This is a genomic window from Vibrio artabrorum (assembly GCF_024347295.1).
Classification (GTDB): Bacteria; Pseudomonadota; Gammaproteobacteria; order Enterobacterales; family Vibrionaceae; genus Vibrio; species Vibrio artabrorum.
Map to the genome: position 1 here is coordinate 2,476,843 of NZ_AP025458.1, position 25,610 is coordinate 2,502,452.

Genomic DNA, 25,610 nt, shown 5'->3' on the forward strand with positions numbered 1-25,610 from the left:
TCTGCACGACCATTTTGCCAGCAAGTCTATCGTTGAATTGCGATGAACACAAATGTCGATTGAGCATTTCTTTAAGGACGAGAGGCAAGCGACGATCAATAAAAGAAAAAAAAACGCCAAATCATCAATTTAGCAACTTTCATAATGGCTCAATAATACATAATCGATTGAAACATAAATTCAAACTAAGGTTGAAGTTCAGACTGCGACAAATTGATGTTCATCTCTGTCTACATAGCTTGTTGCCGCCGTTAACGCTTCATATCTAAATCGGTAGGTGTTGGATTCAGGCACGAGATCAATCACGTGGAATTTCTCTAGCTGTTGACGTGTATTTTCATTCGGACACAGCAAATAAACTTCGCACTGCGCATCTAAGGCATCTTTGATCGCATTTTCGAGCGCCAAACCAACGGTTACGTCAATCATCGGGACATCTGTCAAATCTAAAATCATGGCTTCATAGTCAGAGATGCTTGAGTGCTGACGTGAGATCGCTTTCGATACACTGAAGATCATCGGGCCAGAAAGATAAAAGAACAATACTTTGCCATTAGCAGAGTCTAACAACTGGCGTTCACTATCCGTTAGTGGAATATCCTCTTCATCATCACCATCACTGATTGCCTTAACTTGTCTCGCTTGCTCTCGGCTCAATCTTTCAATAATCAGGATGTTCGAAATAAAAACACCAAGGCCAACCGCAATGATCAAATCAACAAATACGGTTAACAGCATCACACCATACATCACGCCCATACCCGCATAACTGACCTTATGCGCACGTTGGATGAAACTCCAATCGAGTATATTGAAACCAACATACATTGCTATGCCAGCCAAAACCGCCATAGGAATCGGTTCGGTTAAGCCCCCCGCAACCAATACCACTAGCGCAAGTACTAACGCTCGAATAACACCTGAAAGCGGAGAACGCGCTCCCACCTGAATATTGGTTACCGTGCCCATCGTGGCACCAGCACCGGGAAGTGCACCAAACAAACCTGAAATCATATTAGCGATGCCCTGCCCGCGAAGTTCCTTGTCGGAATCGTGCTCTTTACGAGTCAGCGAGTCTCCAATAACGGCGGTCAAGAGCGTATCAATACAACCAAGCGTACCTAGCACTAAAGCATCAATAACCATGGTGGTGAATTGCTCAGCACTGATAGTAGGAATAACCAGAGAAGGCAAACCCGCTGGAATTTCACCAATTCGGCGAATAGAGTTGGTATCAAAAATAATGACGGACAAGAGCGTCACAGCAATCAAAGCAACCAGTTGAGCGGGCACATACTTACGATATTTAGCTGGAAAACCGAAAAGAATAGCGAGCGTTAATGCCCCTAAGAACAGTTCGCTGATTTTAAGATTAGCCAGTGTATCTGGAAGCGCAGAGAGCGTGCCCATTACCCCGCCAGAGGGAGCTGCATGTCCTAATAAAGGAGACAACTGAAGAATAATCAGAATAACGCCGATACCCGACATAAACCCGGAGATCACGCTATATGGCATCAACGTAACATATTTTCCGAGCTTTAATGTACCCAGTAATATCTGAAAGGCCCCTGCCATCATCACAACAGTAAAGGTCATTGCCATTCCACTTTCAGGGTACTTGGCGACCATACTTGTCATAACAGCGGTCATGATCACCGTCATTGGTCCGGTAGGCTCTGATATCAAACTGCTCGAACCACCAAACAATGCGGCAAATAGGCCCACCATGATCGCGCCCCAAAGACCAGCCTCAGCTCCCGCCCCAGAAGCAACGCCAAATGCCAACGCTAACGGCAGTGAAATAATCGCAGTCGTTACGCCGCCAAACATGTCACCTTTGAGATTGATATCCGTAAAACGATGTCCCAACAAAATACACTTTCCTGATGATTAATGAACAAATTTCATCACTCTAGCAAATGAGTGAGCCATGCCGAAAGTGGTAAATCAATCACATTGTTTATGTCTTATAACCAGATGGTAGCTTATGTGCTAAGTTAATGATTTTAGGGACTAGAACACGTCAGATGAGTACGTATTAATCGATTTTTTACGGGATTGAATTTGTAACATTGTGTATAGTTACCATTCTTAATTAAGGGATGTAAGACGTAAAATGCCAGAAATTAAACAGCTTTTTGAAAATAATTCTAAATGGTCAGAGTCTATTCGCTCTGAACGACCAGAATACTTTGCTACGCTTGAAGAGGGACAAAACCCTGGTTTCCTATGGATAGGTTGTTCTGATAGCCGTGTACCGGCCGAGCGTCTCACGGGTTTATATTCCGGCGAACTGTTTGTTCATCGAAATGTGGCCAACCAAGTCATTCATACCGATCTTAACTGCTTATCAGTTGTACAATACGCAGTGGACGTACTCAAAGTTAAGCACATCATTGTCTGTGGTCACTATGGTTGTGGTGGTGTCAATGCCGCGATTGATAACCCTAAACTAGGTCTGATCAATAACTGGCTACTTCACATCCGTGATAACTACCTTAAATATCGTAAGCAGATTGAATCTCTACCTCGTGAACAATGGGGTGACAAACTCTGTGAGATTAACGTCGCAGAGCAAGTCTACAACCTCGGTAACTCAACCATCATCCAAACCGCATGGGAACGTGGGCAAGAGATTGAAATCCATGGTGTCGTATACGGTATCGGTAATGGCAAGCTGCAAGATCTTGGGGTACGTTGTTCAAGTAATGACACGCTAGAAAACAGCCATCTAGAAGCACTTGATAAAATCCTGTCATCACCAACTCTTGGTTGATACTGAAAGCGAAAAATATGAAAAAGGCTCGCACAGTGCGAGCCTTTTATGTTTTTCTCAAGAAAGACAAAGATTACTCTTGAGGAACAACTTTACCAATATACGGTAAGTGACGATATTTTTGTGCGTAATCAATACCCACACCAACAACAAACTCATCAGGGATTTCAAAACCAATCCACTTAGTATCGACAATGACTTCACGACGAGAAGGTTTGTCCAGTAACGTGCAGATTTCGATAGATTTAGGACCACGTAGGCTCAGAATCTCTTTCACTTTCGTCAGTGTATTACCCGTATCGATAATATCTTCTACCAGCAAAACGTCTTTACCTTGAATATCGTCATCAAGATCTTTCAAAATACGTACATCACGCGAACTTTCCATGCCATTGCCATAGCTAGACGCCGTCATGAAATCAACTTGGTGAGTTAAATCGATAGCGCGAGCAAGATCCGCCATAAAGACAAAAGATCCACGTAATAAGCCAACTAAAACAAGATCTTCACTACCGTTGTAATGCTCCGTGATCTGTTTACCTAATTCGCTCACTCGATCCTGAACTTCTTGCTCAGAGATCATGACTTCAACTGTATGCTTCATACTGCTCTCATTTTATTTAGTGATTGCGACCAATATTGACCGTTTCGCCAGGTTTGCCGCTCAATTTTGTGGCTAAGTCTAGCATTGCTCAAATACCCACACCACCTTATGACTCGAATTTGCTGTTAGATTATCAACGATTGTGCACACAAAGACTTGTCCAACCGTCGCTTTCTCTCATATCTATGCTGATCACGCTTTATGGATCAACTACCTATAAAACAAGCTCAAAGGATTGACCATATTCATATGCACCATTACACTCATTAGTGCTTAAATAATAATAAAATCATTAATATAAAAATTCGTTGGCAAGGAAAATAAAATGGACTCAATATCTAAGAGACCTAGAACTAGGCTTTCACCCTTAAAAAGAAAACTTCAATTGATGGAAATCGCACTCGAGGTCTTCTCTCGTCGTGGCATTGGACGTGGCGGTCATGCAGACATCGCTGACATTGCCCAAGTTTCCGTTGCAACCGTGTTTAACTACTTTCCAACCCGTGAAGATCTGGTTGATGAGGTGCTGAATCACGTAGTCCGCCAATTCTCCAATTTTCTCTCAGACACGATTGATCTCGATGTTCACGCAAAAGAGAACTTACACAATATCACGAACGAAATGGTGAGCTTAGTCGCTAAAAATTGCCATTGGTTGAATGTTTGGTTCGAATGGAGCACATCGACTCGTGATGAAGTCTGGCCTCTATTTGTAACAACAAATCGTACAAATCAAATGTTAGTGCAAAATATGTTCAGTCAAGCGATTGAACGCGGTGAAGTCTGCAACAAGCATGCTCCTAAACACCTAGCAAACCTATTCCATGGCATTTGTTACTCGCTATTTATCCAAGCGAAACGTGCAGAAACGCCAGAAGAGCTTTCAAGCTTAACGGATAGCTACTTGAACATGCTGTGCATTTATAAGTAGATTCGAGATTCGAGATTCGAGATTCGAGATTCGAGATTCGAGATTCGAGATTCGAGATTCGAGATTCGAGATTCGAGATTCGAGATTCGAGATTCGAGATTCGAGATTCGAGATTCGAGATTCGAGTAAAATGATTTAAGGATTGGCGTTTTTCGTCAATCCTTTTTGATTGCCAATAGATTGCTATGAGTTGAAAGAGATTCCCTACTCCTTCCTTCGTCAGTCTAGGGAATGACGGACATAAAAAACCACTAATCATTACCGTGACCGAGTGGCGAAGAAATGAATCAGACACTGAAGTCAGAGATTCTCTATTCCTTCCCCCGTCAGTCTAGGGAATGACGGACATAAAAAACCACTAATCATTACCGTGACCGAGTGGCGAAGAAATGAATCAGACACTGAAGTCAGAGATTCTCTATTCCTTCCTCCGTCAGTCTAGGGAATGACGGACATAAAAAACCACTAATCATTACCGTGACCGAGTGGCGAAGAAATGAATCAGACACTGAAGTCAGAGATTCTCTATTCCTTCCCCCGTCAGTCTAGGGAATGACGGACATAAAAAACCACTAATCATTACCGTGACCGAGTGGCGAAGAAATGAATCAGACACTGAAGCCCGAGATTCTCTATTCCTTCTTCCGTCAGTCTAGGGAATGACGGACACAAGAAACCACTGATCATTACCGTGACCGAGTGGCGAAGAAATGAATCAGACACTGAAGTCAGAGATTCTCTATTCCTTCTTCCGTCAGTCTAGAGAATGACGGGAATACCGAGTGACAGTTCTCTCCTTCACGCTGAATAATCACCAAAATATAAGCTTCAACACCTCACTTCGTCATCCTCAAGAGCGAGGGACGAGCGAGTTGGGGATCTCTACAAGCATGACGACCAACGTTTCTTCAGACATAAAAAAACCGCTGACGAATCAGCGGCTTTTAAAAACATTAGCGAGTGGCTAAAAAAGAATTACTTTTTCTTTTTCACTGCTTTCTTGTTTGGAAGGTCAGTGATTGAACCTTCGAAGACTTCCGCAGCTAGACCAACAGACTCGTGTAGCGTTGGGTGAGCGTGGATAGTAAGAGCGATATCTTCTGCATCACAACCCATTTCGATTGCTAGGCCGATTTCGCCAAGAAGTTCACCACCGTTCGTACCAACAACAGCACCACCGATTACGCGATGAGTCTCTTTATCGAAGATCATCTTAGTCATACCGTCTGCACAGTCAGATGCGATTGCACGACCAGAAGCTGCCCAAGGGAAAGTCGCCACTTCGTAGTTGATGCCTTCAGCTTTCGCTTCTTTCTCAGTCTTACCTACCCAAGCAACTTCTGGCTCAGTGTACGCAATGGATGGGATGACTTTAGGGTCGAAGTAGTGCTTCTTACCAGAGATAACTTCAGCAGCTACGTGACCTTCATGCACACCTTTGTGAGCAAGCATTGGTTGACCAACAACGTCACCGATCGCGTGGATGTGAGGAACGTTAGTACGCATTTGCTTATCAACATTGATGAAGCCACGTTCATCAACTTCGATACCCGCTTTTTCAGCGTCGATAAGTGCACCGTTTGGAACACGACCGATAGCAACAAGAACAGCATCGTAGCGCTCAGCTTCAGCTGGTGCTTTTTTGCCTTCCATTGAAACGTAGATACCGTCTTCTTTCGCTTCAACAGCAGTCACTTTAGTTTCAAGCATTAGCTTGAACTTATTCTTAATGCGCTTAGTGAAAACTTTAACGATGTCTTTATCCGCAGCAGGGATAACTTGATCGAACATCTCTACAACTTCAACTTTAGAACCTAGAGAGTGGTAAACCGTACCCATCTCAAGACCGATGATACCGCCGCCCATGATAAGCAGTTTTTCAGGTACTTCGTTTAGTTCTAGTGCATCCGTAGAATCCCAAATACGTGGGTCTTCATGTGGGATGAAAGGAAGTTTGATTGGGCGAGAACCCGCTGCAATAATTGCATTATCAAAGTTAATTGTTGTCGTTTCTTCGCCAACAACTTCGATGCTATTAGGACCAGTGAACTTACCGAAACCGTTAACAACCGTAACGTTACGCATCTTAGCCATACCGCCAAGACCACCAGTCAGTTGATCTACTACTTTTTCTTTCCAAATACGGATTTTGTTGATGTCCGTTTGTGGCTCGCCGAATACAACGCCGTGCTCTGCCATCGCTTTCGCTTCTTCAATGACTTTTGAAACATGAAGAAGTGCTTTTGATGGAATACAACCAACGTTTAGACATACACCACCAAGCGTGCTGTAACGTTCTACCAGAACGGTTTCTAGACCTAAATCCGCACAACGGAATGCTGCTGAGTAACCAGCAGGACCTGAACCAAGTACAACAACTTGGGCTTTAATTTCTTTGCTCATTGTGACCTCTTGTAGTCATTATCCCTAACAGGCTGAGTAGATGTTCTTAAAATCATTGGGCTTTCAAACAGGAAACATTTTACAGAGATGTTAACGGTGTGAAAGTAGCTTTCAGTTAGCCTGTGAGCTAGACAACAATTCCCTATCAGATAATAAGAACTGCAGGAAACTGTTCTCTAAAAATAATCTTTATCTAAAGAATTAAGGTGACCCGCAAGTCACCTTATCATTACTTTCTCAATTACAGTACTAAACGACGAATATCAGATAGTGCGCTGTTTAGGAAAGTAATAAAGCGAGCACCTTCAGCACCATCGATCACGCGGTGATCGTATGATAGAGACAGTGGAAGCTGTAGACGTGGTTGGAACTCTTTACCATTCCAAACTGGCTTAATTTCAGACTTAGATACCCCTAGGATACCTACTTCTGGCGCGTTTACGATTGGAGTAAATGCCGTACCGCCAATGCCACCAAGGCTAGAGATTGTGAAACAACCGCCTTGCATGTCTGCCGCTGTTAGCTTACCAGAACGTGCTTTCTTAGAAACAGCCATTAGCTCTTCAGATAGCTCGTAAATGCCTTTCTTGTTCACGTCTTTGAAAACAGGAACCACTAGACCGTTTGGTGTATCAACTGCGATACCCACGTTTACGTACTTCTTAAGAATGATGCTTTCGCCATCTTCAGAAAGAGAAGAGTTAAACGCTGGGAATGCTTCTAGCGCTTTAGCAACCGCTTTCATGATGAACACAAGTGGCGTGATCTTCATGCCCGTGTCTTTCTTCGCTTCGATTGCGTTCTGTTCTTTACGGAATGCTTCTAGCTCAGTGATGTCTGCGTTGTCCCACTGTGTAACGTGAGGGATCATTACCCAGTTACGGTGCAGGTTAGCGCCAGAGATCTTCTTAATCTTAGAAAGCTTCTGAACTTCAGTTTCGCCAAACTTGCTGAAGTCAACTTTTGGCCATGGTAGTAGACCAAGAGCAGAACCGTCGCCGCCTTTGCCAGATGCCGCGGCACCAGACTCAAGACGCTTAAGTGCATCTTTAACGTAAGACTGAACGTCTTCTTTAAGGATACGGCTCTTACGACCAGTACCTTTAACCTTAGAAAGGTTAACGCCAAATTCACGAGCTAGACGACGAACAACTGGAGAAGCGTGCGCGTAGTCACCGTTATCTTGGAAGTCGCCAGCGGCTGGAGCCGCTGCAGGTGCTTCTGCTTTAGGAGCCGGTGCCGCCGCTGGAGCTGCTGCTTGTGCAGGTGCTGCAACAGGAGCAGGCGCTGCGCCTTCAACGACGAAAGTCATGATTAGAGAGCCCGTTGACACTGTGTCGCCAGCTGCAATCTTGATCTCTTTTACTGTACCAGCGAATGGTGCAGGCACTTCCATTGACGCTTTATCGCCTTCAACAGTGATTAGAGATTGCTCTTCTTCTACTGTATCGCCAACCGCGACCATGATTTCAGTCACTTCGACTTCGTCACCACCGATATCAGGAACGTTTACTTCTTTTTCAGCGGATGCTGCTGGAGCCGCGGCAACGGGTGCTGCCACAGGAGCAGAAGCTGCTGCCACTGGAGCGCCTGAACCCGCGACTTCAAATACCATCACAAGAGAACCAGTCGATACTGAGTCACCAGAAGCGATCTTGATTTCTTTAACGATACCTGCAAATGGTGCTGGTACTTCCATAGAAGCTTTGTCACCTTCAACAGTAAGAAGAGATTGCTCTTCTTCTACTGCATCGCCAACTTTAACCATGATTTCAGTAACTTCTACTTCATCACCGCCGATATCTGGAACGTGAACTTCTTTCAGTTCGTTCGCAACAGAAGGAGCCGCCGCTGCAGGAGCAGCTGCAACTGGTGCCGCCGCTTCAACTGCTGGTGCTGCTGCACCTTCCGCTTCGAAGATCATAATAAGAGAACCAGTAGAAACAGAATCGCCTTCCGCTACTTTGATTTCTTTAACGATACCCGCTTGAGACGCTGGAACTTCCATAGAAGCTTTATCGCCTTCAACAGTGATCAGAGACTGTTCTTCTTCAACCTTGTCGCCAACGCTTACAAGAATCTCAGTAACTTCAACCTCATCCGCACCGATGTCAGGTACATTAATTTCGATTGCCATTGCTTATTTACCTTCTAGTTTAGCGCTGTATTAAGCGTAAAGTGGATTTGTTTTTTCAGTGTCGATATCGAATTTAGCAATTGCTTCAACAACGACAGATTTCTCGATATCACCACGTTTAGCCAGTTCAGTTAGAGCTGCAACTACGATGTAGCCAGCGTTAACTTCGAAGTGACGACGTAGGTTTGCACGGCTGTCAGAACGGCCGAAACCATCTGTACCAAGTACTTTGTAAGACTCAGTTGGCATGTACGCACGTACTTGCTCAGCGTAGTTCTTCATGTAGTCAGTCACTGCGATCGCAGGTTCGTTACCAAGAACAGTCGTGATGTACGGTACTTTCTCTTCCGCTTCTGGGTGAAGCATGTTGTCACGCTCTACCGCTTGGCCGTCACGAGTTAGTTCGTTGAACGACGTTACAGAGAATACGTCAGATGCTACGCCGTACTCTTCGCTTAGAATTTCAGCCGCTTTACGCGCTTCGTTCATGATAGTACCAGAGCTCATTAGTTGAACTTTGCCCTTAGCACCAGCGTGAGATTCAAGCTTGTAGATACCTTTACGGATGCCTTCTTCAGCGCCTTCTGGCATTGCTGGCATTGCGTAGTTCTCGTTCATTACTGTTAGGTAGTAGTAAACGTTCTCTTGCTCAGGACCGTACATGCGACGGATACCATCTTGCATGATTACTGCTAGCTCGTAAGCGAATGTTGGGTCGTAAGAGATACAGTTCGGGATCGTGTTCGCTTGGATGTGCGAGTGACCATCTTCGTGCTGTAGACCTTCACCGTTCAGTGTTGTACGACCTGCAGTAGCACCGAGTAGGAAGCCACGAGCTTGTTGATCGCCAGCTAGCCATGCCATGTCACCAATACGTTGGAAACCGAACATTGAGTAGTAGATGTAGAACGGGATCATCGGTAGATCGTTGGTGCTGTATGAAGTTGCAGCAGCAACCCATGAAGCCATAGAACCGAGTTCGTTGATACCTTCTTGAAGTACTTGACCAGACGTTGCTTCTTTGTAGTAAGAAACGATACCTTTATCTTCAGGTGTGTATTCTTGACCGTGTGGGTTGTAGATACCAACCTGACGGAAGAGACCTTCCATACCAAATGTACGCGCTTCATCACAGATGATAGGAACAATGTTCTTACCAATGTTCTTATCTTTAAGCAGAATGTTTAGCGTACGTACATAAGCCATAGTGGTCGAGATTTCACGCTTTTGAGCACCCAGTAGAGGAGCGAACTCTTCGAGTTCTGGTACTTTAAACTCTTGTGTGAACTTAGGTAGGCGCTGTGGCGTGTAACCTTTTAGTGCTTTACGACGAGCGTGCAGGTATTCGTACTCAGCAGAACCTTCTTCCAGTTTTAGGTAAGGAAGTTCAGCCACTTTCTCATCAGAAAGAATATCTTCTAGGCCTAGGCGATCACGCAGGTGTTGAACATGAGTCATGTCCATTTTTTTAACACCGTGTGCAATGTTCTTACCTTCAGCGGCATCACCCATGCCGTAACCTTTAACCGTCTTAGCTAGGATGACCGTTGGCTTACCGTTTGTCTCTTTTGCATTGTTGAATGCAGCAAACAGTTTAGAAGAATCGTGACCACCACGCTTAAGCGCGAAGATTTCGTCATCAGTCATGTCTGCAACTAGTGCAGCTGTTTCTGGGTACTTACCAAAGAAGTGCTCACGTACGTATGCGCCATCTTTCGATTTGAATGTTTGGTAGTCACCGTCGATCGTTTCGTTCATAAGCTGTAGCAGCTTACCCGTTGTATCTTTAGCTAATAGAGCATCCCAGTTATTGCCCCAGATAACTTTAACAACGTTCCAACCTGCGCCTTTAAATAGACCTTCAAGTTCTTGGATGATGCTGCCGTTACCCATTACAGGGCCGTCTAGACGCTGCAGGTTACAGTTGATTAGGAAACATAGATTGTCTAGCTTCTCACGCGCAGCGAAAGAGATAGCACCACGTGATTCTGGCTCATCCATCTCACCGTCACCTAGGAACGCGTATACGCGTTGCGCTGACGTATCTTTCAGGCCACGGCCATCAAGGTACTTAAGGAAGCGCGCTTGGTAGATAGCAGAGATAGGGCCAAGACCCATAGATACGGTCGGGAACTGCCAAAACTCAGGCATCAGTTTCGGGTGCGGGTATGAAGGGATACCTTTGCCATCCACTTCTTGACGGAAGTTATCTAGCTGCTCTTCAGTGAGACGACCTTCAACGAATGCACGCGAGTAGATACCAGGAGATATGTGACCTTGGTAGTAAACCAGATCGCCACCGTCTGTCTCGTTTGGAGCACGGAAGAAGTGGTTGAAACAGACTTCGTAGAACGCGGCAGCTGACTGGTAAGAAGCCATGTGACCGCCAAGGTCTAGGTCTTTCTTAGAAGCACGCAATACGATCATGATTGCGTTCCAGCGAATAATCGAACGAATACGACGCTCAAGAGTTACGTCACCAGGGTAAGCTGGCTCTTGTGCTGCTGGAATGGTGTTGATGTAGTTTGTGTTGATGCCTGTAGCCATATCAACACCATCTAAACGCGCTTTATCTAGAACTTGTTCTAGTAAAAACTGTGCACGTTCTACACCTTCTTCACGTACTACTGATTCAAGAGCTTCTAACCAATCTTGAGTTTCCAGAGCATCAACGTCATGCTTCATGTCAGACATGGCGATCTATCCTTTTTGTTAGTTGGATTCTACTAAACATGTAAATAGCCGAAGTATTACGGTTATTTACCCTGTTGAATTCGACGTAAAGAGCGCTCGCGACGCGATTCTTCTTTGGTCAAATCCAGCAATGTTTCTTCGATGTAAGCTAAATGAGAATGTGACATTTCACGCGCCTGTTCTGGCTGCCCTGAAACAATCGCATCTACAATGTTAGCTCGATGTATACTCACTTTCTCCACAACGTCTTTACGACGATGCAACAGCTTTAAATTCTGCAAAACGTTTTGTTCAAGTAACGGAGCCAAACTGCGTACAATGTGCAATAACACCACATTGTGTGCTGCCTCTGTTAAAGCAATAAGAAAAGCCATCACGGCTGCAGATTCGGCTTCTATATCACCCTTATCTTGCGCGTCGTGAATTTTTTCTTGGCATGCTTGAATTCGAACAAAGTCTTCATCAGTGCCACGTAATGCCGCAAAGTAAGCCGAAATCCCTTCCATCGCATGACGCGATTCCAACAAGTCTAGTTGGGTTTCAGAATGGGATGACAACAAATTAAGCAAAGGATCTGAAAAGCTTTTCCAGATATTTTCACTCACAAACGTTCCCCCACCTTGACGACGGGTAAGCAAGCGTTTGGCTTCCAAACGTTGTATCGCTTCTCGGATTGAAGGACGAGACACATCGAACTGTTTCGCCAGTTCGCGCTCGGGTGGCAATTGCTGCCCAGGAGCCAGTGTTCCTTCCACTATCAACCTTTCTAACTCTTGTTCGATAACATCGGAGAGTTTTGGCTGACGAATCCTTTGATAAGCCATAGTTTGTTGTTCTTCTTTTTTCTTCGCTGACAATTGGTAATACCAATTTTAAGTTGAGCAGAAATTAACATAATTAAAACGCCACTGTCCAGTGCAAAATTGACCTACATCATAGAATGAGGCGCGAATTAACCAAGGGTTAACAAATGAAGTTTAAAACAGCAACCGAAATGGTCTTACCATTTACAGGGGTTATACTTTTGGGCAGGAATCGTGTGAAAAAGTTTCAAGATAAAAATAATTTGTTTCAGAAAGATTAGCAGCACTTGTTTACAAATAGAACCAAGCGCACATTTAAGATGGGGTTTCTGTTCATAAGTTTTAATAAATGACGATTTGATAAGCGCGTCACTCTCTCTATTTGTAAAGGCTCTTCTCTCCACCACTTTCTTTACATCGCAACAACAAAAATGCACCAGTCATTATGCTAAGCGTTGACTATTCAGCGCCTAACAGCAGTAAGACTCTCTTCAAGGTAGAGACTTAAACCTTGAGATTTTTTTTAAACTTTTGCCAGTCGAACACCAAACCAGGATCGGTTTTACGCAGTGGTGCAATATATTGATGGCCAGTGATACGTTCCGTGGTGATTTGAGGGAAAGTGGATACAATCGTTTCTGTTAATTGGGTCAGCGCTTGATACTGAAGCTCGCTATAAGCCACAAAATCACTGCCTTCCAGCTCAATGCCAATCGAATAATCATTGCACCTTTCACGCCCTGCAAAACTCGATTGGCCGGCGTGCCAAGCACGGTCAAGAAATGAGACAAACTGGACGACCTCACCATCACGGCGAATCAAACAATGCGCAGAGACACCCATTTTGTGGATCACCTTAAAAAACGGATGCTCAGTGGGATCAAGTTTCCCCGTAAAAAACTGTTCAATATAAGGTCCACCAAATTGGCTCGGAGGCAAACTAATATTGTGCACCACCAGCAGAGAGATATCGTCGATACTCGGTCTAGCATCAAAATATGGGGAAGGAACATGCCGAGCGTTGTCGTACCATCCATTGGAGCAGATCATCATCTGGGTCTCACTTTCTTTTCTGCTAGCACAATAAGATCTGGCCTTGCCTATAGAGCCGTCGCGCTAGCCTCTTTAATTTGAAGTTAAGCAAGAGTATCATGCCATTCTCACTCCCTTTCAAGATTAGATTTGCGATGAAAAACACACATAACAGCCACCAACGCCTTGACTACTTAAAACAGCAACTGCCTCTCGAGATCACTCGTGCAGTCGCTGAGACCATCAAAGAAGATCTAGGCGGCACGTTAGATCCTGCGGCTGATATTACGGCAAGTCTAATCCCTGCAGGCGCAATCAACAGTGCAACCATCATTACCCGTGAGCACGGCGTATTCTGTGGTAAAGCTTGGGCTGATGAAGTGTTTAAGCAACTGGGTGGTGAAGTCACCATCGAGTGGAACGTTGAAGATGGCGACAAAGTAGAACCAAACCAAACGCTTTGCACACTGACTGGCCCGGCACGCGCGCTATTAACCGGTGAGCGTAACGCAATGAACTTCATTCAAACGCTATCAGGCTGTGCAACGACAACGGCAATCTACGCAGACAAAATCAAACACACAGAATGCCGCCTATTAGACACTCGTAAAACCATCCCCGGACTACGCAGTGCACTGAAATACGCGGTTGCTTGTGGTGGCGGTTTCAATCACCGTATTGGTGTTTTTGATGCTTACCTAATCAAAGAAAACCACATCATCGCTTGTGGTGGTATTGAGAAGGCTATCTCTACTGCAAAAGAGCTGAACCCAGGAAAGCCAGTAGAAGTGGAAACCGAAAGCCTAGCAGAGCTAGAGCAAGCGATCAGCGCTGGCGCAGACATCATCATGCTCGACAACTTCACCACAGACATGATGCGTGAAGCCGTTAGAATCAACGCTGGGCGTGCTGCACTCGAAAACTCAGGTAACGTGACGCTAGACACCATTGCAGAATTTGCTGAAACAGGCGTTGATTACATCTCCGTAGGTGCACTGACTAAGCACCTAAAAGCAATGGACCTATCGATGAGATTCAAAGCGTAATCAACTGAATAATAAATGATTTTCATATCAAAGCACGGTTGATGACCGTGCTTTTTTATTGCCTGAATTATCAGTATTACAGCCGTTATTTAAGCTGATCGCATAATTTTGCGCGCTATATGAAACGCTACACTAATAAATACCAAACCACTCGCGACCACACCTGAACACCATTCCACTTCCCTATTTCGACTTCTATTCTTTCTATCAACCAGTGCTTGCGCTACAACTAACTCAACAATGGAATAGAACAATGAAGAACAAAAAAAGAAAAACCAATCAGAAAGGTTTTACCTTAATTGAATTGATGATCGTGGTGGCGATCATTGGTGTGTTGTCAGCGATCGCAGTGCCTGCGTATAAAGATTACGTAACAAAAAGCCAAGCATCATCTGCATTGGCCACACTAAAATCTTTAGTTACACCAGCAGAACTATTAATCCAGCAAGACGGGGCTATTAGTGGAGGTGCTAGTGCATTAGGTATTTCATCTGGTGCAAACACTCTAGGAGAAATCACCGCTTCAGGAACTTCGATTGCATTTACCTTCGATGAAGGGGCTCTGAATACTGGCGTTATTACGATTACACGTTCAGGCACGGGTTGGGCCTGCACTCGCAGTGCTAACACGACACTTACAGGATTAGATCTAGAAGGCTGTGACTAATTTACCGACCAACCTCCCAACCGTTCTTCGTCAGGCTGATTTACTTAGCCTGACACAAGAACAAGCCGTGGCGGAACATGTACAAGCTTCAGGCATTTCGACGCCTGAAGCTTTACTCGTTCTCGATTTCTTCACTGGCGATTCCTTAGCAAGCAACATTAAAACCATCTTCGGTTTACCGTTAGTACAACTCGTCAATACCGACTATGAAAGCTTGTGTGAACAATTAGGGCTTCGTGAACTGATCACTAAATATCGAGCTATCCCGATTTCCGTCTCTAACTCCACTCTGACACTCGCCTCCGCTGACCCGACCGATTTACTCGCAGAAGATGATTTTCGATTTGCGACCGGATTACAGATCGAATTGGTTGTCGCTAACTACTCTGAGCTGGAAGGCGCAATACGCAAACTGTATGGCCGTTCTATTTCCGGGCAAGACTCCAAGCGCAAAGAGATCAGCCAAGATGAACTCGCCAATCTGGTTGAGATCTCTGATGATGAGATCGCTTCTATTGAAGATCTTAGCCAAGACGACTCTCCGGTAAGCCGTTTTATCAATCAGATACTGGTTGATGCGGTACGCAAGGGCGCATCCGATATCCATTTTGAGCCCTACGAAGAACACTATCGCGTGCGGCTGCGTTGCGATGGCATCCTCATAGAGACCCAGCAACCCGCTTCCCATTTAAGTCGCCGTTTATCAGCTCGCTTAAAGATTCTTGCTAAGCTGGATATTGCCGAACGCCGATTGCCTCAAGACGGTCGCATAAAGTTACGTTTAAACGACGACCTGGCGATTGATATGCGCGTGTCCACACTACCAACACTCTGGGGAGAAAAGATCGTACTGCGTCTTCTAGACAGCAGCGCGGCCAATCTCGATATCGATAAACTCGGTTACAGCGAAGATCAAAAAGCACTCTATCTCAGCGCCTTAAAACGACCACAAGGGATGATTTTAATGACCGGCCCAACCGGCAGCGGGAAAACCGTCTCCCTTTATACTGGCCTTCGTGTCCTCAACACCACGGAACGCAACATTTCAACAGCCGAAGATCCGGTCGAGATTAACCTATACGGCATCAATCAGGTTCAAGTGACGCCTAAAATCGGCTTTGGATTTGCTGAGGCACTGCGATCGTTTTTACGGCAAGATCCCGATGTGGTGATGGTTGGTGAGATACGTGATTTAGAAACTGCAGAGATCGCGATCAAAGCCTCACAAACGGGACACTTAGTCCTTTCGACACTGCACACCAACTCCGCAGCAGAAACCGTCACTCGGCTCGCTCATATGGGAATAGAACCTTTTAATCTTGCTTCATCACTGAGCTTGATTATCGCGCAGAGATTAGCAAGACGATTATGCCGCCATTGCAAAGTAACGGACGACTCCCCAGACATATTTTTACGCCACTCGATTCCTGACAACCAAACCATCTACAAAGCCAACCTTCAAGGGTGTAATGAGTGTAATCAAGGTTATTCCGGTCGAGTGGGTATCTACGAAGTGATGTTGTTTAGTGACCAGCTCAAAAGTAGCCTGATCGAAAAACCGGACGCGTTAACCATTGAACATTTGGCTCGCCGAGAAGGCATGAGAACGCTGCAAGAGTCCGGTCTGGATAAATTGCTTGAGGGCACCACCAGCTATCAAGAGCTACAACGTGTTCTGTACCTATAATTCACGGAGTAAGAATGAGTCGTAAAAGCAAACAATCAAAACTCAAAAACTACTATTGGAAGGGCATTAACAGCTCAGGCAAAAAGGTTTCTGGGCAAACTTTAGCACTCTCCGAATTAGAAGTCCGAGACAAGCTCAAAGATCAGCATATCCAAATAAAGAAAATTAAAAACAAAAACATTTCAGCACTGACTCGTTTAACACATCGAGTCAAAACCAAAGACATCACAATCTTGACTCGCCAACTGGCGACCATGTTGGCGACTGGTGTGCCCATCGTACAAGCCATTAAACTGGTTTCAGACAATCACCGCAAAGCTGAAATGAAGTCGATTTTATCGCGCATCTGTAAAGGCGTTGAAGCGGGAACCCCGATTTCAAAAGCAATGCGAACCGCAAGCTGTCATTTTGATGATCTGTATACCGATTTAGTTGCGACAGGGGAACTCTCCGGCAACCTAGCACAAGTATTTGAACGTTTAGCAACCTATCGTGAAAAAAGTGAACAACTAAAATCTAAAGTTATCAAGGCGCTCATCTATCCCGCAATGGTTGTTGCGGTTGCCCTGATCGTTTCCTATTTAATGCTCACCATGGTCATCCCTGAATTTGAATCGATGTTTTCTGGCTTTGGCGCCGACCTACCCTGGTTCACTCAACAAGTACTCTATCTTTCCGACTGGATGCAGGCTTATAGCCTCTATACCGCAGTGGGGATTGGGATAATCATTTTGTTTATCCATCAACTATGTCAACGCTCCCATTCCATGAAATTGTCTTTAAGCCGCCTCGGGTTGCGCTTCCCTATTCTCGGTGGAGTTTTAGCCAAAGCTTCTATCGCAAAATTCAGCCGGACGTTATCAACCAGCTTCAGCTCAGGGATTCCTATTCTAATGAGCCTCAAAACCACAGCCAAAACAGCAGGCAACCTGCATTATGAATCGGCCATCATTGAGGTTCACCGTGAGACCGCAGCAGGCATGCCGATGTACATTGCCATGCGCAATACCAATGCCTTCCCAGAAATGGTTTTGCAAATGGTGATGATAGGCGAAGAGTCGGGTAACCTCGATGATATGCTCAATAAAGTGGCTTCTATTTACGAGTTTGAAGTCGACAACACCGTGGAAAATTTAGGCAAGATTTTAGAGCCACTGATCATCGTATTTTTAGGTACAGTGGTGGGGGGGCTTGTGGTCGCGATGTACTTACCGATCTTTAATCTTATGAGTGTGTTAGGATAGCTAAAAGCAACTAAACACCCATGAGCAGCCTACCTCTGCTCACTCTGATTAAGTGGTAAAGGACACTATGGAAGTATTTCACTACTATCCTTGGCTATTCCCCGTATTAGCTTTCATTTTTAGCCTGCTTATCGGCAGCTTTCTCAACGTCGTCATACACCGTTTACCGATCATGATGGAACGAGAATGGCAACAAGAGTGCTCGGAGTATTTCTCTCAATATAAAATTCCAGCACCAGAGGGGAAGTTTAATCTCAGTATTCCTCGCTCTGCCTGCCCGAAATGCAAAACCCAATTAAGAATCGTCGACAACATTCCAGTCTTAAGTTGGTTGTTCTTAAAGGGTAAGTGCCACAGCTGTGCGAATCCAATCAGTGCTCGCTATCCTCTCGTCGAACTGCTTACGGCCATCCTTTGCACCGTTGTCGCTAGCCACTTTGGTTTCAGTTACTACACTATTGCTTTGATATTTTTCACCTTCGCATTGATCAGTGCGACTTTCATCGATCTCGATACCATGCTATTACCGGATCAAATCACCTTACCTCTAATTTGGTCTGGTATCGCTTTAGCTCTGTTTGATGTCAGTCCCATATCACTTCAAGACTCTGTCGTTGGTGCAATGGCCGGCTACCTAGCCCTATGGTCTGTGTATTGGCTGTTCAAACTACTCACAGGCAAAGAAGGCATGGGTTACGGTGACTTCAAACTCTTGGCCGCGCTTGGTGCATGGCTTGGTTGGCAATATCTACCCATGATCATTCTCTTGTCATCGCTTGTCGGACTTATTTTTGGGTTAATCCAACTTCGCTTAAAACAGCAAGGTATCGATAAAGCTTTCCCGTTTGGCCCCTATCTGGCGATCGCCGGTTGGGTAAGTCTATTGTGGGGTAATGACATTATGGGTTGGTATTTCACTTCGGTACTAGGACTTTAAGTATGGCAATCATTATCGGATTAAGCGGTGGCATCGCCAGCGGTAAAACCACCGTCGCTAACCTCTTCAATCAACACTTTAATATTGATATTGTCGATGCTGATATTGTGGCGCGTGAAGTAGTCGCACTAGGCAGCGAGGGTCTCAAACAGATTGTCGCTCACTTTGGTGAAGAGATATTGCTTGAAGATAGGACGCTAAACCGCTCTAAACTGCGTGAAGTGATCTTCTCTGAACCCAACGAGAAGCAGTGGCTCAATGATCTTCTTCATCCGATGATCCGCGACAAAATTAACAGTGACCTGTCTAAAGTGACTTCGCCTTATGCTTTATTAGTCGCACCGCTATTGGTTGAAAATCAAATGCAAGGCATGGCCGATCGCGTTTTGATCGTGGATGTGCCCACAGAAGTGCAAATAGAACGAACCATGAGTCGCGACAATGTTTCTAGAGAACAGGTGATTGCCATTTTAAAATCGCAGGCTTCAAGAGAGCAACGCTTGGCCGTTGCAAATGACGTGATTGAAAACCATACTAAAAACCATGAACTTTTGCCTCAAATCACAGATTTACACCAAAAGTATGTGGCATTAAGTACCATAGATAGGTCAGAATAGATGTATATTGAAGAAAGGTTTGCTTGATGATCTCCCATAAGTTTGAACATCCTCTAAATGAAAAAACACGAATCTACTTAAGAGTTGAATCGCTCTTGAGGCAACTTCACCTATCTTCTACATTTTCCGATGCTCAACAGTATCAACTCTTTTTCCGCTCTATTTTTGATCTGGTTGAAATTTTTGAACAGATTCAACTCAAAAGCGAACTCGCAAAAGATATTGAGAAACAACGTCTAACCTACAAAAGCTGGTTAAACGTTGAAGGCGTTGATCAAGAGATGCTAACGTCATTGCTTAATGATGTGGGTAACATATATCGCAATCTCATGCAGGCAGAGCGTTTTGGGCAATCACTCAAAGAAGATCGTTTCCTGAGTGCCATTCGTCAACGTTTTAATCTACCTGGTGGCTCATGTTGTTTTGATCTACCCGCATTACATTATTGGCTGCATCTGCCCCTCGAGAAAAAAATGAGAGATGCTAAAACATGGATGGATAGCCTGCAGCCTTTGTATGAAGCACTCACGCTTTGGCTAAAGCTAACCAGAGAAACTGGCCACCTTAAAGGTCAAATTGCTCGAGTAGGATTTTTCCAGAGCGATGCTGACGAAGCAAATATCCTTCGCCTGTCCATCCCTATGCACTATGGCGCTTATCCCATGATTTCGGGGCATAAAAACCGTTTTGCCATCAAGTTCATCAGCTTTGAAACAGGGCAAGCCTGCACTCAAGATATCGAATTTGAGTTGGCTATCTGCACCTAATGAATGCCCTTTTATCGCTTGCTTGAGTCGTCACTCAAGCCTAAATTAACTGTTATTCCACCTTCAAGTTAAGAATCACTATGTCGAAGAAAATCACCATCGTTAAATGCCCTCAATGTAAGACTGATGTTGAGTGGGGTGAGCAAAGCCCATATCGCCCATTTTGTAGCAAGCAGTGTCAAATGATTGATTTCGGCGAATGGGCAGACGAAGAAAACAGCATCGCAGGCGCACCTGATATGTCAGATAGCGATGGTTGGTCAGAAGATCCGTACTAGGCCGAGTCGCGAGTAAATTTTGAAGGGTTAGCGTTTAACGTCGACCCTTTTTTATTGCCTATAATACTGCACTAATGGAGATTCCCTACTCCTTCCTTCGTCAGTCTAGGGAATGACGGTTAAATATGAGTTTCGCTTTGGTCCGTCATCCTCAAGAGCGAGGGACGAGCGAGTTGGGAATCTCTTACCTGCGAAGCTCTAATTAGCAGGCACAAAAAAGCGGAGCCTAATGGCTCCGCTTTTATCGATAGAATGCAAAAAGAATTACTTTTTAGTAAGTTTCTCTTTAATACGAGCTGACTTACCAGAACGCTCACGTAGGTAGTACAACTTGGCACGACGTACTGCACCACGGCGTTTAACTTCGATGCTATCAACCATTGGAGAGTGAGTTTGGAACGCACGCTCTACGCCTTCACCGTTCGAGATCTTACGAACTGTGAATGCAGAGTGTAGACCACGGTTACGAATAGCGATTACAACGCCTTCGAAAGCCTGTAGACGCTCACGGTCACCTTCTTTTACCTTAACCTGAACTACAACAGTGTCACCTGGTGCGAATTTAGGAAGGTCTGATTTTAGTTGCTCTTCTTCAAGAGCCTTGATGATGTTGCTCATTTGTATAAATTCCTAGAATAAACTGATACTAAATTTAATAGGTTACTGCTTGCTTTTCGTTAAGAGCGTTGCTCTTTAATGAATTCAGCCAGTAATTGTTCCTGTTCGTCAGTCAGAGCTAGGTTTTCCAGGAGCTCTGGTCTTCTTAGCCAAGTTCGGCCCAACGATTGTTTTAATCGCCAGCGACGAATGTCCTTATGGTTTCCAGACTTGAGTACCGATGGCACATCTTTATCGTCTAGCACCTCAGGGCGCGTATAATGGGGGCAATCGAGCAAACCATTGGCAAAAGAATCTTCTTCTGCTGAAGCGAAATCTCCAAGTACACCCGGAACAAACCGAGAGACTGAATCAATCAACGTCATGGCTGGCAGTTCGCCACCCGTCATCACAAAATCTCCAATCGACCATTCTTCATCGACTTCAGATTGAATAATGCGCTCATCTACCCCTTCATAGCGACCACAAATAAGAAGCAAGTTCTCGTTTGTTGCCAACTCTTCAACACCTTTCTGGTCGAGTTTACGACCTTGAGGTGAAAGATAGATAACTTTCGTCTTTCCCGGTGCTGCTTGCTTGGCTGTTTGGATAGCATCGCGCAAAGGCTGAACCATCATTAACATGCCAGGACCACCACCGTAAGGTCTATCATCAACAGTGCGATGTTTATCATGAGTGAAATCGCGAGGATTCCATGTCTCAATAGATAAAAGACCTTTTTTAACCGCTTGACCTGTTACTCCAAAATCAGTAACAGAACGGAACATTTCAGGAAACAGGCTAATAATGCCAACCCACATGTGTTCTCTCGCTCTGTAATTAGGAGTTAGAATCCAGGATCCCAGTCAACTTCGATCCGGCGAGCTTCGCGATCAACTTTCTTGATCACTTGCTCTTCAAGGTACGGTACTAACCGTTCCTTTTGGCCAAAAGCATCTTTAAGATTTGCTTTTATTACTAGAACATCGTTCGAGCCAGTTTCTAATAGGTCAGTGACCTCACCAAGGTCGTAACCTTTAGTGGTAAAAACTTGCATACCGAACAATTCACGCCAGTAGAATTCATCTTCTGACAATTCAGGTAACGAAGCAGGGTCAATAGCAATTTCAAAGTTAGTCATCAGTTGCGCGTCTTCACGAACATCTAATCCCGCTAGCTTACATACATAGCCTTGACCATGACGTTTCCAGCTCTCAACTTTATACTCAACCCACTCGCCCTTGATCTTTATATACCAAGGACTGTAATCAAATATGCTTTCAGCATTGTCTGTGTAGGAGAACACTTTAAGCCAGCCACGAATACCATAGGTAGACCCAAGTTTACCCATGACAATTCTTTCGTTTTGCTTGCTCATAGTTTCTTTACCCTTCATCGACATAAGCTATTTCTCTTAAAAAAGAATTAAGCCGCTTTTTGAGCGTCTTTAACTAGCTTAGCTACGCGGTCAGATAGAGATGCGCCTTGACCAACCCAGTGGTTAACGCGATCTAGGTCTAGACGTAGACCTTCTTCTTGACCTTGAGCAGTAGGGTTAAAGAAACCTACTTTCTCGATGAAACGGCCAGTTGCAGAGTTACGGCTATCCGCAACTACGATTTGATAAAATGGGCGCTTCTTTGCACCGTGACGTGCCAAACGAATGGTTACCATGTCGTCCTCTTTGCTTTCTTAATAAAATAATTAACCCCAAGTATAAGTAAATAGCTTGGGGTCTCGTGCCAAATTAAAGCCCCGGAATTTTACTCTTATTCCGGGGCAATGCAAGGGCTTTAGCCATTTTTTCACCAACATAGCCATCGCACACTTTCTGTGATGCGGCTAACACTATGAAAAGTAACGTAGCTAAAGCTTACATTTGTAGGTTATCGACCAAACGGGTTAAAACCACCACCCATTCCGCCCATACCTCCACCGCCGCCCATCATGCCTTGCATGTTGCGCATCATGCCTTTCATTCCACCCTTCTGCATTTTCTTCATCATCTTCTGCATTTGAGTGAACTGTTTCAGCATACGGTTTACATCTTGTACTTGAGTGCCTGAACCTGCCGCAATACGCTTCTTGCGTGAACCTTTGATTAGTTCTGGGCGCAGGCGCTCTTTCATGGTCATAGAGTTGATGATCGCTTCCATCTGCTTGAACATCTTGTCATCAACTTTATCTTTTACGTTGTTAGGTAGCTGAGACATACCAGGAAGCTTATCCATCATGCCCATCATGCCGCCCATATTTTGCATCTGACCAAGCTGTTCACGGAAGTCTTCAAGATCAAAGCCTTTCTTCTCTTTGAACTTCTTCGCCAGTTTCTCTGCTTTTTCGGTATCAACGTTTTTCTGTAGGTCTTCAATAAGAGACAGTACGTCGCCCATACCTAGGATACGAGAAGCAACACGATCCGGGTGGAACGGTTCTAGTGCGTCCGTCTTTTCACCCACACCTAAGAACTTAATCGGTTTGCCTGTGATGTGGCGAACAGACAGAGCGGCACCACCACGCGCATCACCATCCACTTTCGTTAAGATAACACCCGTGAGTGGTAACGTATCACCAAAGGCTTTTGCTGTATTCGCAGCATCTTGACCTGTCATGGCATCAACAACGAACAGAGTTTCTACCGGCTTGATTGCGGTATGAAGCTCTTTGATCTCGCCCATCATCCCTTCATCGATAGCCAGACGACCCGCAGTATCGACAATAAGTACGTCGTAGAATTTCTTCTTCGCGTGGTCGATGGCAGCGTTGGCAATATCAAGAGGCTTTTGATCCGCTGAAGATGGGAAGAAATCGACCCCCACATCGCTGGCTAATGTTTCTAGCTGTTTGATCGCCGCAGGACGGTAAACGTCGGCAGACACAACCAGCACTTTTTTCTTGTCACGTTCAGTCAGGAGTTTAGATAGCTTACCGACCGATGTGGTTTTACCTGCACCTTGTAGACCAGCCATTAAGATGACGGCAGGCGGTTGCGCCGCTAAGTTAAGAGCCTCGTTAGACTCCCCCATCACCGCTTCAAGTTCAGCTTGAACGATCTTAATGAATTCTTGACCGGGCGTTAGAGATTTAGAAACCTCAACCCCCACAGCACCTTCTTTTACGCGCTTAACAAAATCGCGGACAACTGGCAGTGCAACGTCGGCTTCAAGTAGCGCCATACGTACTTCACGCAGTGTCTCTTTTATGTTGTCTTCGGTCAGGCGACCTTTACCGCTGATGTTCTTCAGCGTTTTGGATAGACGATCCGTTAGATTATCAAACATAGTTTTCTCTTCGCTCAATCCTGCGATTATTAAGTTAAGTATACATTAGCGCGGATTAGAGTCATACCCGTTGTCGAGCGTTAATCATCCGTGCTTGTGATGTCAGACATTATTCACGGGGAATTGAATGAGGTTCGCCATAGCCCCAAAGAGCGATGCGAGGTATAATTCACATATTAGTAATCATTAAAATGGATACCATGGACAGTCTTATTGCGATCGCAGCAGCCTTTCTTTATGCAATGGCGATCTCCACGATCATTCCAGGTCTTGTGCACCAAACAAGGATCCGTGTCAAAACGGTGTTTATCAGCGCATTACTTGCTTTAGCTTTCCATGCTTGGTTGCTTGGCGATTTAATCTTTAATGCCAACGGTCAAAACCTCAGTATCTTGAACGTTGCTTCATTGATCAGTTTAATCGTCTCTCTGGTGATGAGCAGTGCGATGCTCAAAACCCGACTGTGGTTCATCTTACCCGTCGTGTATAGTTTCGCTGCGCTCAATTTGATGGCCGCGGCTTTTCTTCCAAGTACCTTCATCAAGCATTTAGAAAACGACCCAAAACTCCTCGTGCACATTTCTTTGGCGTTATTTTCATACGCGACACTGAGTATCGGTGCGCTATATGCCTTGCAGCTCGCGTGGCTCGACCACAAACTTAAAAAGAAAAAAGCGCTGGTAATCAACCCGAACCTCCCTCCCTTAATGATGGTTGAAAGACAACTTTTCAAGATCATTCTGATCGGTAATGGTTTATTAACAGGCACCTTACTGACCGGTCTTATCTTCGTACAAGATATGTTTGCTCAAGGGAAAGCGCACAAAGCCGTGCTGTCTTTTATCGCTTGGATTATCTACTCCATTCTTCTATGGGGTCACTACCAAAAAGGTTGGCGGGGACAGAAGGTCACTTGGTTTGCACTTGCCGGTGCTTGTATGCTTACATTAGCCTACTTCGGTAGCCGCTTCGTTCAGGAAATCATTCTGAATTAATCTGTAAAATGAAGGCAGGGTTTCACACACCTTGCCTTTAATATATTGAGTGTGAGACATTCAATTGACATCTTGACCATGTTCGGTCATAAATTAATCAAGATACACTCATAG

The 25,610-nt window shown here is 44.8% G+C and carries 23 protein-coding genes; 11 read left to right on the forward strand and 12 right to left on the reverse strand.

The genetic code is table 11. The annotated features are described in order from the left end of the window. Positions 1 to 198: 198 nt before the first annotated feature. Entirely contained in the window at positions 199 to 1,830 is a 1,632-nt protein-coding gene (locus tag OCU36_RS11015) for a SulP family inorganic anion transporter (protein ID WP_261839726.1), read from the reverse strand. A gap of 286 nt (positions 1,831 to 2,116) precedes the next feature. On the opposite strand from OCU36_RS11015, the gene can reads away from it, so the two are divergent. Beyond that, positions 2,117 to 2,776: a carbonate dehydratase gene (gene can / locus OCU36_RS11020; RefSeq protein WP_261838055.1), complete on the forward strand. Its 660-nt coding sequence runs from the start codon at positions 2,117 to 2,119 to the stop codon at positions 2,774 to 2,776. A 73-nt stretch (positions 2,777 to 2,849) separates the two neighbouring features. Here the strand turns inward: can and hpt are convergent, their stop codons facing one another. Then, entirely contained in the window at positions 2,850 to 3,380 is a 531-nt protein-coding gene (gene hpt / locus OCU36_RS11025) for a hypoxanthine phosphoribosyltransferase (RefSeq protein ID WP_261838056.1), read from the reverse strand. 325 nt (positions 3,381 to 3,705) lie between these two features. Between hpt and OCU36_RS11030 the strand changes: the two genes are divergently transcribed. Further along, the gene (locus OCU36_RS11030) at positions 3,706 to 4,311 is read left to right on the forward strand and encodes a LuxR/HapR/OpaR family quorum-sensing transcriptional regulator (RefSeq protein WP_261838057.1); all 606 of its coding nucleotides are present in this window, start codon (positions 3,706 to 3,708) and stop codon (positions 4,309 to 4,311) included. Between the two features lie 975 nt (positions 4,312 to 5,286). Here the strand turns inward: OCU36_RS11030 and lpdA are convergent. The 5 genes from lpdA to ampD form a co-directional block, all read right to left on the reverse strand. Continuing rightward, positions 5,287 to 6,714: a dihydrolipoyl dehydrogenase gene (gene lpdA, locus OCU36_RS11035; protein ID WP_261838058.1), complete on the reverse strand. Its 1,428-nt coding sequence runs from the start codon at positions 6,712 to 6,714 to the stop codon at positions 5,287 to 5,289. Positions 6,715 to 6,955: 241 nt separating this feature from the next. Then, a complete protein-coding gene (aceF, locus tag OCU36_RS11040) occupies positions 6,956 to 8,851 on the reverse strand; it encodes a pyruvate dehydrogenase complex dihydrolipoyllysine-residue acetyltransferase (protein WP_261838059.1) in 1,896 nt (631 codons plus the stop codon). A 30-nt stretch (positions 8,852 to 8,881) separates the two neighbouring features. Next, positions 8,882 to 11,545, reverse strand: a complete 2,664-nt coding sequence (aceE, locus tag OCU36_RS11045) for a pyruvate dehydrogenase (acetyl-transferring), homodimeric type (RefSeq protein WP_261838060.1) — start codon at positions 11,543 to 11,545, stop codon at positions 8,882 to 8,884. Between the two features lie 62 nt (positions 11,546 to 11,607). Beyond that, a complete protein-coding gene (pdhR, locus tag OCU36_RS11050; protein ID WP_261839727.1) occupies positions 11,608 to 12,369 on the reverse strand; it encodes a pyruvate dehydrogenase complex transcriptional repressor PdhR in 762 nt (253 codons plus the stop codon). Between the two features lie 483 nt (positions 12,370 to 12,852). Further along, complete coding sequence (ampD, locus tag OCU36_RS11055) at positions 12,853 to 13,452, reverse strand: 1,6-anhydro-N-acetylmuramyl-L-alanine amidase AmpD (protein WP_261839728.1); 600 nt, start codon at positions 13,450 to 13,452, stop codon at positions 12,853 to 12,855. A gap of 83 nt (positions 13,453 to 13,535) precedes the next feature. Here ampD and nadC point away from each other — a divergent pair, with 83 nt between their 5' ends. The 8 genes from nadC (at position 13,536) to yacG (ending at position 20,623) form a co-directional block, all read left to right on the forward strand. Then, positions 13,536 to 14,426, forward strand: coding sequence for a carboxylating nicotinate-nucleotide diphosphorylase (nadC, locus tag OCU36_RS11060; protein WP_261838061.1), 891 nt, complete (start codon positions 13,536 to 13,538; stop codon positions 14,424 to 14,426). Between the two features lie 253 nt (positions 14,427 to 14,679). Next, the gene (locus OCU36_RS11065) at positions 14,680 to 15,093 is read left to right on the forward strand and encodes a pilin (RefSeq protein WP_261838062.1); all 414 of its coding nucleotides are present in this window, start codon (positions 14,680 to 14,682) and stop codon (positions 15,091 to 15,093) included. Then, positions 15,086 to 16,780 (forward strand): type IV-A pilus assembly ATPase PilB, encoded by a 1,695-nt coding sequence (gene pilB, locus OCU36_RS11070; protein WP_261838063.1) that lies wholly within the window; start codon positions 15,086 to 15,088, stop codon positions 16,778 to 16,780. Before OCU36_RS11065 ends, pilB begins: the two co-directional genes overlap by 8 nt. A 14-nt stretch (positions 16,781 to 16,794) precedes the next feature. Next, positions 16,795 to 18,024 carry a type II secretion system F family protein gene (locus tag OCU36_RS11075; protein WP_261838064.1) on the forward strand — a complete coding sequence of 410 codons (1,230 nt, stop codon included), beginning with the start codon at positions 16,795 to 16,797 and terminating at the stop codon, positions 18,022 to 18,024. 67 nt (positions 18,025 to 18,091) lie between these two features. Next, positions 18,092 to 18,961, forward strand: coding sequence for a prepilin peptidase (locus OCU36_RS11080; protein ID WP_261838065.1), 870 nt, complete (start codon positions 18,092 to 18,094; stop codon positions 18,959 to 18,961). A gap of 2 nt (positions 18,962 to 18,963) precedes the next feature. After that, the gene (gene coaE / locus OCU36_RS11085) at positions 18,964 to 19,578 is read left to right on the forward strand and encodes a dephospho-CoA kinase (protein ID WP_261838066.1); all 615 of its coding nucleotides are present in this window, start codon (positions 18,964 to 18,966) and stop codon (positions 19,576 to 19,578) included. Between the two features lie 26 nt (positions 19,579 to 19,604). Then, positions 19,605 to 20,345: a cell division protein ZapD gene (zapD, locus tag OCU36_RS11090; protein WP_261838067.1), complete on the forward strand. Its 741-nt coding sequence runs from the start codon at positions 19,605 to 19,607 to the stop codon at positions 20,343 to 20,345. An 80-nt stretch (positions 20,346 to 20,425) separates the two neighbouring features. After that, on the forward strand, positions 20,426 to 20,623 hold the full coding sequence (gene yacG / locus OCU36_RS11095; RefSeq protein ID WP_261838068.1) for a DNA gyrase inhibitor YacG: 198 nt from the start codon (positions 20,426 to 20,428) through the stop codon (positions 20,621 to 20,623). Positions 20,624 to 20,887: 264 nt separating this feature from the next. Here the strand turns inward: yacG and rplS are convergent, their stop codons facing one another. The 5 genes from rplS to ffh form a co-directional block, all read right to left on the reverse strand. Then, complete coding sequence (gene rplS, locus OCU36_RS11100; RefSeq protein WP_004735514.1) at positions 20,888 to 21,241, reverse strand: 50S ribosomal protein L19; 354 nt, start codon at positions 21,239 to 21,241, stop codon at positions 20,888 to 20,890. Positions 21,242 to 21,300: 59 nt separating this feature from the next. After that, on the reverse strand, positions 21,301 to 22,041 hold the full coding sequence (gene trmD / locus OCU36_RS11105) for a tRNA (guanosine(37)-N1)-methyltransferase TrmD (protein ID WP_004735512.1): 741 nt from the start codon (positions 22,039 to 22,041) through the stop codon (positions 21,301 to 21,303). Between the two features lie 26 nt (positions 22,042 to 22,067). After that, positions 22,068 to 22,622 carry a ribosome maturation factor RimM gene (rimM, locus tag OCU36_RS11110; RefSeq protein WP_261838069.1) on the reverse strand — a complete coding sequence of 185 codons (555 nt, stop codon included), beginning with the start codon at positions 22,620 to 22,622 and terminating at the stop codon, positions 22,068 to 22,070. Between the two features lie 23 nt (positions 22,623 to 22,645). Then, positions 22,646 to 22,894, reverse strand: coding sequence for a 30S ribosomal protein S16 (rpsP, locus tag OCU36_RS11115; RefSeq protein ID WP_021705764.1), 249 nt, complete (start codon positions 22,892 to 22,894; stop codon positions 22,646 to 22,648). Between the two features lie 212 nt (positions 22,895 to 23,106). After that, positions 23,107 to 24,501 carry a signal recognition particle protein gene (ffh, locus tag OCU36_RS11120; RefSeq protein ID WP_261838070.1) on the reverse strand — a complete coding sequence of 465 codons (1,395 nt, stop codon included), beginning with the start codon at positions 24,499 to 24,501 and terminating at the stop codon, positions 23,107 to 23,109. A gap of 200 nt (positions 24,502 to 24,701) precedes the next feature. Here ffh and OCU36_RS11125 point away from each other — a divergent pair, with 200 nt between their 5' ends. Next, on the forward strand, positions 24,702 to 25,496 hold the full coding sequence (locus OCU36_RS11125) for a cytochrome C assembly family protein (RefSeq protein WP_261839729.1): 795 nt from the start codon (positions 24,702 to 24,704) through the stop codon (positions 25,494 to 25,496). Positions 25,497 to 25,610 lie beyond the last annotated feature (114 nt).